Source organism: Hydrogenophaga sp., from assembly GCF_022844385.1.
Lineage (GTDB): Bacteria > Pseudomonadota > Gammaproteobacteria > Burkholderiales > Burkholderiaceae_C > Hydrogenophaga.
In genome coordinates this window covers 1-10349 of record NZ_JALHLX010000124.1, presented here as the reverse complement: position 1 = coordinate 10349, position 10349 = coordinate 1, and the positions used below count along the sequence as shown (strand labels likewise).

Below are 10349 nucleotides of genomic sequence, written 5' to 3'. Positions count from 1 at the left end.
ATTCCGATGGGGGTGTACGCCGCGCTCAAGCGGGGCACTTTCCTGAGTCAGCTGTTCATGACGGTGTCGCTGCTCGGCGTGTCGCTGCCCACCTTTCTCATCGGCATCTTGCTGATCCTGGTGTTCGCGGTGAATCTGGGCTGGTTCCCCAGCTTTGGTCGGGGCGACGTGGTCCAGTTGGGTTGGTGGTCCACCGGCTTGCTCACCGCCAAAGGCTGGCTGCACATCACCTTGCCGGCCGTGACGCTGGCCATCTTCCAGCTCACGCTGATCATGCGGCTGGTGCGCGCTGAAATGCTGGAGGTGCTGCGCACCGACTACATCAAGTTCGCGCGTGCCCGGGGCCTCACCGACCGTGCCGTGCACTTCGGCCACGCGCTGAAAAACACGCTGGTGCCGGTGATGACCATCACGGGCCTGCAGCTCGGTGGCCTGATCGCATTTGCCATCATCACCGAGACCGTGTTCCAGTGGCCCGGCATGGGCTTGCTGTTCATCCAGGCGGTCACGTTTGCGGACATCCCGGTGATGGCCGCCTATCTGTGTCTGATCGCGCTGATCTTTGTGGTGATCAACCTGATCGTTGACCTGCTGTACTTTGCGGTCGACCCCCGCTTGCGCGTTGAAAAGCCCGGCGGCCACTGAACTCCGACCCGACATGTTGACCTCCCGCATCAAGGCCCATGGTCGTGCGTTTGCACACATCGCGGCCTTTCACCCCGAGCTCACCGCGCTGCGGCGCGACCTGCACGCGCACCCCGAAATCGGCTTTGAGGAGCACTACACCGCACGGCGCGTGGTGGAGTCGCTCAAGGTGTGTGGTGTGGACGAGATCCACACCGGCATTGGCAAGACCGGTGTGGTGGCGGTCATCCACGGCCAGCGCCGCGAGAGCGGCCGCATGATCGGCTTGCGCGCCGACATGGACGCTTTGCCCATGACCGAGCACAACGACTTCGCGTGGAAGTCCACCCGGCCCGGGATGATGCACGGCTGCGGGCACGATGGGCACACCACCATGCTGGTGGGTGCCGCGCGCTACCTCGCCGAAACGCGCCAGTTCGACGGTACGGCGGTCTTGATCTTCCAGCCCGGGGAAGAAGGGTTTGCCGGCGCCAAGGCCATGATCGAAGACGGACTGTTCGACCGCTTCCCGGTGCAATCGGTCTACGGCATGCACAACTGGCCGCAGATGAAGCCCGGTACCGTGGGAGTGAACCCGGGGCCGATGATGGCGTCTGCCGACCGCATCACCATCGAGATCACCGGCAAAGGCGGTCACGGCGCACACCCCTATCAGACGGTGGACCCGGTGCTGGTGTCGGCCCACCTCATCACCGCGGTGCAGAGCATCGTCTCGCGCAATGTGCGAGCCATCGATAGCGCAGTCATCAGCATCTGTGCCATGCAGGCCGGTGACATGGGTGCCTTCAGCGTGATGCCGGGCAAGGCCACCTTGGTGGGCACGGTGCGCACCTTCAACGCCGAAGTGCAGAACATGATCGAGCAGCGCCTGCAGGAGGTGTGCTCTGGCGTGGCCCTGGGCCTGGGTGCCGCGGCGCATGTGAAATACGAACGCATCTACCCGGCCACCATCAACAGTGCTGCAGAGGCGCGCTTTGCGGCCGACGTGGCGCAGAAGCTGCTGGGCCACGACCACGTGGACCGCAACATGGACCCGAGCATGGGCGCAGAAGATTTTTCGTTCATGCTGCAGGCCAAACCTGGCGCCTACCTGCGTCTGGGGCAAGGCCTGGAGAGCGGCATGGGCGGCTGCTACCTGCACAACAGCCGCTACGATTTCAACGACGAGGTGCTGCCCCTGGGCGCCGCGTTGCATGCCGGCCTCGTCGAACACGGCATGCCGCTGGCCGAGAGCCCGGGCAAAGCCCATCCAACAACTTCCCCACTTTCCAACCACGCAAGGAGCGATGCATGAAGTTCAACAAGACGCTGGTCACGGGCCTCGTGATGGCCGCCGTGTTCGCCATGGGCACAGCCCAGGCACAGACCATCCGCATCGGCAACCAGGGTGACGCCCTTTCGATGGACCCGCACTCGCTCAACGAATCGTTGCAGCTCAGCGTGACGAACAACGTCTACGAACCGCTGGTGGGCCGGGACCGCAACCTGGGCCTGGTGCCCGCGCTCGCAACCAGCTGGAAGCAGACCTCGCCCAGCGTGTGGCGGTTTGAGTTGCGCAAGGGCGTGAAATTTCATGACGGTGCACCGTTCACCGCCGATGACGTGCTCTTCAGCTTTGCCCGTGCCTCGGGTGAAGGCTCGGACATGAAGAGCTACACCAACGACGTGAAGGAGATCCGCAAGGTCAACGATTTCGTTGTGGAGATCGAGACCAAGGGCCCGTTCCCCATCCTGCCTGACGTGCTCTCGTTGCTGTTCATCATGAACAAGAAGTGGTCTGAAGACAACCAGGCCACGCGCCCGGTGGACCGGCGCAAGGGCATCGAAAACGCCGCCTCGTTCCGCGCCAACGGCACCGGTCCGTTCCGCCTGCGCGAGCGCCAGCCCAACATCAAGACCAGCTTTGTTCGCAACGGCAACTACTGGGGCAAGATTGAAGGCAATGTGATCAATGTGGAGTACACGCCCATCGGCAACGACTCCACCCGTGTGGCCGCTTTGCTCTCGGGCCAGGTCGATGTGATCGAGCCCGTGCCCCTGCAGGACGTGGCGCGCATCAACGCCAGCGGCAAGAGCAAGGTGATGCAAGGCCCCGAGCTGCGCACCATCTTCCTGGGCATGGACCAGAAACGCGACGAATTGCTGTTCTCGAACGTCAAGGGCAAGAACCCGTTCAAAGACAAACGTGTGCGCCAGGCGTTCTACCAGGCGATCGACATCAACGGCATCCAGCGCACGGTGATGCGCGGCGCTTCCAAGCCCACGGCGCTGATGGTGGGTCCGGGCATCAACGGGTTCGACGAGTCGATGAACACGCGTCTGCCCTATGACCCCGACGCAGCCAAGAAATTGCTCGCCGAGGCGGGCTATCCCAATGGCTTCGAGGTGGCCATGAATTGCCCGAACGACCGCTATGTGAACGACGGTGCCATCTGCCAGGCCGTCGCGGCAAGCCTGGCGCGTGTGGGTGTGAAGATCAATCTTCAGACCGAGACCAAGGGCACTTACTTCCCCAAGATCCTCAAACGCGACACCAGCTTCTACATGCTGGGCTGGACGCCGGGCACTTACGATTCGCACAACGCCCTGAACGCGCTGAAGCGCTGCGTGGACGACAAGGGCAGTGGTCAGTTCAACCTGGGGGCGTACTGCAATCCCAAGCTGGACGAACTGACCGTGCAGATCCAGTCGGAGACCGACAAGGCCAAGCGTGACGACTTGATCAAGCAAGCCTTCAAACTGCATTCCGACGACATCGGCCATTTGCCATTGCACCAGCAGGCACTGGCCTGGGGTGTGGCCAGCAACGTGACCTTGGTTCAGCTGGCCGACAACTTCATGCCTTTCCGCTACATGTCCGTCAAATAAAGAGGCCCCCCCTGCGCCGCCTGCGGCGTCTTCCCCCCGGTGGGGGGACGCTCGCTGGGACCGGCGGAGCCGGATCCTCGCGAGCCCTGGGCTGGCACTCTCTCACTCGTTGCATTCTTAGGAAATCACGTTGACTTCACTTCTGCACCGCTGGTTCGACAGCGATGTCGGCCACAGCTTCCGAACCTCGCCCACCGCCATCGTGGCGGGGGTGATCGCGTTCATCTGCATCTTTTGTGCTGTGTTTGCGCCCTGGGTGGCACCGCACAACCCGTTTGATCTGGCCACGCTGGAGCTTTCCAATGCGCGCCTGCCGCCGGCCTGGAGCCCTGAAGGTTCGCGCAATTTCTTGCTGGGCACCGATGACCAGGGCCGCGACATCCTCTCGGCGCTCATGTATGGCGCGCGCATCTCGCTGTTGGTGGGCGCTGCCTCGGTGGTGTTGTCGGTGATCATTGGTGTCACGTTTGGACTGCTGGCCGGTTTTCTGGGCGGCTGGATCGACGCCTTTCTCATGCGCCTGTGCGACGTGATGCTGTCCTTCCCGTCCATTCTGGTGGCGCTGCTGATCGCCGGCGTGGGCCGGGCGCTGTTTCCCAATGCGCACGACGCGTTGGCTTTCGGCGTGCTCATCATCTCGATCACGCTCACCGGCTGGGTGCAGTACGCGCGCACCGTGCGCGGCTCCACGCTGGTGGAACGCAACAAGGAATACGTGCAGGCCGCGCGCGTGACCGGTGTAGCGCCGCTGCGCATCATGCGCAGCCATGTGCTGCCCAATGTCATGGGCCCGGTGCTGGTGCTGGCCACCATCCAGGTGGCCACGGCCATCATCACCGAGGCCACGCTGTCCTTCCTGGGCGTGGGCGCACCGCCCACCTCACCGTCGCTGGGCACGCTGATCCGCGTGGGCAACGACTATTTGTTCTCCGGCGAGTGGTGGATCACCATTTTCCCCGGTGCGATGCTGGTGCTGATCGCACTCAGCGTGAACCTGCTCGGCGACTGGCTGCGCGATGCACTGAACCCAAGACTGCGCTGAACATGTCCCTTCTCCAAGTCAAGAACCTCGTCGTCGAATTTCCCGGCCGCCGCGGCACATTGCGTGCGCTCGACGACATTTCCTTCGACATCGCCCCCGGTGAAATTCTCGGCGTGGTAGGTGAATCCGGCGCGGGCAAGTCGCTCACCGGTGCGTCCATCATTGGCCTGCTCGAACCCCCGGGGCGCGTGGCCTCGGGTGAGATCCTGCTGCACGGACAGCGCATCGACAACCTGCCGCATGAAGAGATGCGCAAGGTGCGCGGGCGCAAGATCGGCGCGATTTTTCAGGACCCGCTGACTTCACTCAACCCGCTGTACTCGGTGGGCCGCCAGCTCATCGAAACCATCACCACGCACCTGCCGGTCACGCAGGCCGAAGCGCGCAAGCGGGCCATTGAGTTGCTGAAGGACACCGGCATTCCGGCGGCCGAGCAGCGCATCGACCATTACCCGCACCAGTTCAGCGGCGGCATGCGCCAGCGCGTTGTGATCGCCTTGGCGCTGGCGGCCGAACCGCAGCTCATCGTGGCCGACGAGCCCACCACCGCGCTGGACGTGTCCATCCAGGCGCAGATCATCACGCTGCTCAAGACCATCTGCAAACAGCGCGGCGCAGCGGTGATGCTGATCACGCACGACATGGGCGTGATCGCCGAGACCTGCGACCGCGTGGCCGTGATGTATGCCGGGCGCATTGCCGAAATTGGCCCGGTGCACGAGGTCATCAACCACCCGGCCCACCCTTACACCGCGGGCCTGATGGCCTGTATTCCCGACATGAGCGTGGACCGCGAACGCCTGCACCAGATCGACGGGGCCATGCCGCGCCTCAACGCCATTCCAGCGGGCTGTGCCTACAACCCGCGCTGCGACCGGGTGTTTGACCGCTGCCATGTAGACCGCCCCGATCTGCTGACGGCAGGCGCCACGCGCGCTGCTTGCTGGCTGCACGCCAACGCGGGAGCATCGGCATGAGCGCAGACATGTTCGAGCGGGCCGTGCAGGCCCAGGCAGCCAAGGCGCAGTCGGCCGAGACCCGCGCAGCCGTTTCTGCTGCGACTCTGGATGCCGCCAGCGCCGCGCCGCTGGTGCGCGCCACCGATCTGGCCAAGACCTTCGATGTGTCTGCGCCGTGGCTCAACCGCGTGATCGAGCGCCAGCCGCGCCAATTGCTGCGCGCGGTCGACGGTGTGTCTTTTGACATACCGCGTGGCCAGACGCTGGCCCTGGTGGGCGAATCGGGTTGCGGCAAGAGCACGGTGGCGCGCTTGCTGGTGGGCCTGTACGAGCCCACGCGCGGTGGCTTCGAGTTCGACGGGCAGGACGCGCACGCCGCGTTCAAGACGCCTGAAGGCCGCAAGCTGCGCCGACGCATCCAGATGATCTTTCAGGACCCATACGCCAGCCTGAACCCGCGCTGGCGCGTGGAAGACATCATTGCCGAGCCGCTGCGCGAACACGAGATCGTGACCGACCCAGCCGAATTGCGCGATCGTGTGGACGATCTGCTCAAGTCGGTCGGCCTGTCGCCGCTGGACCGCGTGAAGTACCCGCACCAGTTCAGCGGCGGACAGCGCCAGCGCATCTCGATCGCACGCGCTCTGGCCACGCAGCCCGAATTTCTGGTGTGCGACGAACCCACCAGCGCGCTGGACGTGAGCGTGCAGGCCCAGGTGCTCAACATCATGAAAGACCTGCAGCGCGAACGCGGTCTCACCTACCTCTTCATCAGCCACAACCTGGCCGTGGTGCGGCATGTGAGCGACCAGGTCGGTGTGATGTACCTGGGCCGGCTGGTCGAGCTCGCACCCAAGCACACGCTGTTCGACAGCCCGCGCCACCCCTACACGCGCATGCTGCTGGACGCGATTCCGAAGATGCACGACACGGGCCGAGCGCGCACGCCGGTCTCGGGTGAAGTCCCCAACCCGCTGAACCCACCCACCGGCTGCGCCTTCAACCCGCGCTGCCCGCACGCCAACGACCGCTGCCGCAACGAGCGGCCGAACCTGCTGACGCTGGGCGGCATCCGGATCGCCTGCCACGCGGTTGAAGAAGGTCGTATCTGAGACTCGCCGCCTCTGCCAAATGGCGGAGTGGCAAGACAACTGCATCGCCGTAACGTGCACCTCTGCGCACGGCCGGCATGCATTGTCCGATGTGGACGGTCACCGGCCATGCGCGCTTCGAGGAGAGCAGCATGGTCAAGCATCTGTGGTGGATGGGCGTGGCATTGGTTTCTGCCAGCGCGTGGGCGCAGGCCGACGGGGCGAGCAGGCCGGTGGCGAAGGTGGGTGATGTGGCGGTCTACGCGGTTGAACAGCGAGCGGACAAGCGCATGTTCGACGAAACCGTCACCGTCATGTCCGTGGATCAAGTGCACATCAAGAGCATCCACCTGCGACCCAACCGCAATCCGCCCGAGATTGAAGGTGTCGTCACCCTGGATTGGGCCACCGTGGTCTCGGGCGCCAGCGGCACGCGCTTCGACCCGCCGATCGCGGGTTTCAAGTTTCCGCTGGTGGTGGGCGAAAGCTGGAAATCCAGTTTTGTGGGCGAGGGGAACAACTCCAAAAGCAAGACCGATCTTGAGTTCAAGGTGGTGGCGCGCGAGAAGGTGAACACGCCCGCCGGCGAGTTCGACACCTTCAGGATTGAGTCCAATGGATGGATCAATGGCGTGTCGTGGTCTGGCACCATCCGCATGTCCGATGTGCGCTGGTACGCACCGTCGGTGGGTCGGGTGGTGAAGACCGAATACAAGGATTTCCGGGGCGGTCAACTGTGGACCAACACGGTCAGCGAACTCAAGTCATTCAAGCCGGCACCCTGATCGTGTCATAGGTCATGCGTAGCGCTTGCTCTTCAGGTTGTTCTTCATCTCTTTGAGAATCGGCTGCAGCTTGGTACCGCCGATGCGCAGCGCAAGACATGTGGCCACGATGTCGATCACCATCAGGTGCATCAGGCGCGAGGTCATGGGGCTGTAGCGGTCGTAGCCTTCGGGGTGGTCGGCCGAGAGGTGGATGTGGCCGGCCTGCGCCAGCGGTGTGCCACTCGTGGTGATGGTGATCACCGTGGCGCCGTGCTTGCGCGCGATGTCGGCGGCGTCCATCAGGTCGCGCGTGCGGCCCGAGTTGGAGACGATCACCACGCAGTCGCCCGGGCCGAGCAGCGAGGCGCTCATCACCTGCATGTGGCCGTCGCTGTAGGCGATGGCGTTGATGCCCAGGCGAAAGAACTTGTGCTGCGCGTCCTGCGCCACGATGCCCGAGTTGCCCGCGCCGTAAAACTCGATGCGGCCCTTGTGCTTGTAGGTGGCGACCAGGGCATCCACCGCCTTTTCGATGGCATGGCTCGACGCGTCGTTGCGGTACTTCAGAAACGCCGCCACCGTGTTGTCGATGACCTTGACCAACACGTCGCTGGTCTTGTCGTCCACATCCACGCTGCGGTGGATGAAGGGCACTCCTTCGCTCACGGTTCCCGCCAGCTTGAGCTTGAAATCGGACAGGCCGTCGTAGCCCATGCTGCGGCAAAAGCGCACCACCGTGGGCTTGCTCACGTGGGCTCGCTCGGCGAGTTCGGTCACCGGCAGGCTGGCGAAGGTGCGCGGGTCCAGCAGCACGAGCTTGCCCACGCGTTGCTCGGCGGGCGCCAGCGAGGGCAGGGAGGCTTTGATCCGGTCGAGCATGGAGGTCACCTGGTTACGGCGGAAGGTGAAATTTTATTACCTGCCTTGTTCGATAATGCGTGCCATGAATCAGCTCGACGCACTCAAACAATTCACCACCGTGGTGGCCGACACCGGCGACTTCAAACAGATCGCCGCGTTTGCGCCGCAGGATGCCACGACCAATCCCTCTCTCATCCTGAAAGCGGTGCAAAAGCCCGAGTACGCGCACCTGTTGACAGATGCTGTGGCGCAGTACGGTGCGCAGGGTCTGGACGAGGTGACAAATCGCCTGCTGGTGCGTTTCGGCTGCGAGATCCTGGAGCTCATTCCCGGCCGCGTGTCCACCGAGGTCGATGCCCGCCTGAGCTTCGACACCGAAGCGACCGTGACGCGGGCGCGCCGCATCATCGACCTCTACCAGGGTGAGGGCGTGCACGTGGACCGCGTGTTGATCAAGATCGCATCCACCTGGGAAGGTATTCAGGCCGCGGCCCGGCTGGAGCGCGACGGCATCCACACCAACCTCACCCTGTTGTTTTCGTTTGCCCAGGCGGTGGCCTGCGGGCAGGCCAAGGTGCAGTTGATCTCACCGTTCGTGGGACGCATCTACGACTGGTACAAGAAGTCGGCTGGTGCGGGCTGGGACGAGGCTGCGATGGCCGGTCCCAACGACCCGGGTGTGCGTTCGGTGCGCGCCATCTACGAGTTCTACAAGAAGCACGGCATTGCCACCGAGGTGATGGGCGCGAGCTTTCGCAACGTGGGTCAGATCACGGCGCTGGCCGGTTGCGACCTGCTGACCATCAGCCCGGAATTGCTGGCCCAGCTGGCTGCGAGCGAGGCACCCCTGAGCCGCGCTCTCGATGCCGGAGCGGCCAAGGGCATGGACATTCCCTTTGTGACCCACGACGAAGCCAGTTTCCGGTTTGCCTTGAACGAGGATGCGATGGCCACCGAGAAGCTTGCCGAAGGCATTCGGGCTTTCGTTGCCGACACCATCAAGCTCGAAGCCCTGATGCGCTGAGCTGCTTTTCTTTGGCCTGGAGCGCGTGGGCGCCCGGGTGGGCCGGACGGCTCATCAGCCGCTTCGCGTCAGCAAATCGCCGTCCGGCCCACCCGGGCACCCACGCTTTGGGCGAGCGAGAGACAGAAGGCAGAAGAAGAGAGACAGCAATGAAAAAACCCCGCGAGTTGCCTCGCGGGGTTTCTTCTTGGGGGTTTCCTGTCGGCCTGCAGCAATGCATTCCGACGCAGCATGAGGGCCTAGCGCAAGGCGCATGGGCGCTGACAGTAGCAACGCTACGGCAAGCCCATGCAACGCGGCGATCGGCCCTCAGGCAAGGAGAACTTACATGCCCATGCCGCCCATGTCGCCCATGCCCATACCACCGCCACCACCCATGGCAGGTGCGTCATCCTTCGGGGACTCGGCAACCATGGCTTCGGTCGTCAGCATCAGGCTGGACACCGAAGCGGCGTTCTGCAGCGCGGTGCGGGTCACTTTCGTGGGGTCCAGAATGCCCATTTCGATCATGTCGCCGTAGGTGTCGTTGGCAGCGTTGAAGCCGTAGTTGCCCGAACCAGCCAGGATGGCGTTGACCACCACCGAAGGCTCGCCACCGGCGTTGGCCACGATCTCGCGCAGAGGCGCTTCGATCGCTTTGAGCACCAGCTTGATACCGGCGTCCTGGTCGGCGTTGTCACCTTTGATGGTGCCAGCGGCCTGGCGGGCGCGCAGCAGGGCCACGCCACCACCGGCAACGATGCCTTCTTCCACCGCAGCGCGCGTGGCGTGCAGGGCGTCTTCCACGCGGGCTTTCTTTTCCTTCATCTCGACTTCGGTGGCAGCGCCAACCTTGATCACGGCAACACCGCCGGCCAGCTTGGCCACGCGTTCTTGCAGTTTTTCGCGGTCGTAGTCGGACGTCGCTTCTTCGATCTGAACGCGCACTTGTTTCACGCGGGCTTCGATGTCGGCAGCAGCGCCGGCGCCGTCGATGATGATGGTGTTTTCCTTGCTGACTTCAATGCGCTTGGCAGAGCCGAGGTCGGCCAGCGTCACTTTTTCCAGCGTCATGCCGACTTCTTCGGCAATCACTTTGCCGCCGGTCAGGAT

General features: G+C 63.8%; 10 protein-coding genes. 8 read left to right on the top strand and 2 right to left on the bottom strand.

The genetic code is table 11. The features are described 5' to 3' along the window. From Q0C59_RS16240 to Q0C59_RS16210, 7 genes are all read left to right on the top strand, one after another. Positions 1-645 (top strand): ABC transporter permease (locus Q0C59_RS16240; protein WP_291217413.1); only part of this gene is annotated, 645 nt, incomplete at its 5' end. 13 nt (positions 646-658) lie between these two features. Next, positions 659-1939 carry a M20 aminoacylase family protein gene (locus Q0C59_RS16235; protein WP_291217411.1) on the top strand — a complete coding sequence of 427 codons (1281 nt, stop codon included), beginning with the start codon at positions 659-661 and terminating at the stop codon, positions 1937-1939. Continuing rightward, positions 1936-3513, top strand: coding sequence for an ABC transporter substrate-binding protein (locus tag Q0C59_RS16230; RefSeq protein ID WP_291217409.1), 1578 nt, complete (start codon positions 1936-1938; stop codon positions 3511-3513). The genes Q0C59_RS16235 and Q0C59_RS16230 overlap by 4 nt, the downstream gene beginning before the upstream one ends. A gap of 130 nt (positions 3514-3643) precedes the next feature. After that, entirely contained in the window at positions 3644-4555 is a 912-nt protein-coding gene (locus tag Q0C59_RS16225) for an ABC transporter permease (RefSeq protein ID WP_291217406.1), read from the top strand. A 2-nt stretch (positions 4556-4557) separates the two neighbouring features. Beyond that, positions 4558-5532: an ABC transporter ATP-binding protein gene (locus Q0C59_RS16220; RefSeq protein WP_291217403.1), complete on the top strand. Its 975-nt coding sequence runs from the start codon at positions 4558-4560 to the stop codon at positions 5530-5532. Next, positions 5529-6626 carry an ABC transporter ATP-binding protein gene (locus tag Q0C59_RS16215; RefSeq protein WP_291217400.1) on the top strand — a complete coding sequence of 366 codons (1098 nt, stop codon included), beginning with the start codon at positions 5529-5531 and terminating at the stop codon, positions 6624-6626. Before Q0C59_RS16220 ends, Q0C59_RS16215 begins: the two co-directional genes overlap by 4 nt. A gap of 131 nt (positions 6627-6757) precedes the next feature. After that, on the top strand, positions 6758-7390 hold the full coding sequence (locus Q0C59_RS16210; protein ID WP_291217398.1) for a hypothetical protein: 633 nt from the start codon (positions 6758-6760) through the stop codon (positions 7388-7390). Positions 7391-7402: 12 nt separating this feature from the next. Here the strand turns inward: Q0C59_RS16210 and Q0C59_RS16205 are convergent, their stop codons facing one another. Continuing rightward, entirely contained in the window at positions 7403-8251 is an 849-nt protein-coding gene (locus tag Q0C59_RS16205; protein WP_291217395.1) for a MurR/RpiR family transcriptional regulator, read from the bottom strand. Between the two features lie 64 nt (positions 8252-8315). Between Q0C59_RS16205 and tal the strand changes: the two genes are divergently transcribed. Next, the gene (gene tal / locus Q0C59_RS16200) at positions 8316-9257 is read left to right on the top strand and encodes a transaldolase (RefSeq protein ID WP_291217393.1); all 942 of its coding nucleotides are present in this window, start codon (positions 8316-8318) and stop codon (positions 9255-9257) included. A 324-nt stretch (positions 9258-9581) separates the two neighbouring features. Here the strand turns inward: tal and Q0C59_RS16195 are convergent. After that, positions 9582-10349, bottom strand: a 768-nt coding sequence (locus tag Q0C59_RS16195; RefSeq protein WP_291217391.1) for a TCP-1/cpn60 chaperonin family protein, incomplete at its 5' end; no start/stop codon positions are given.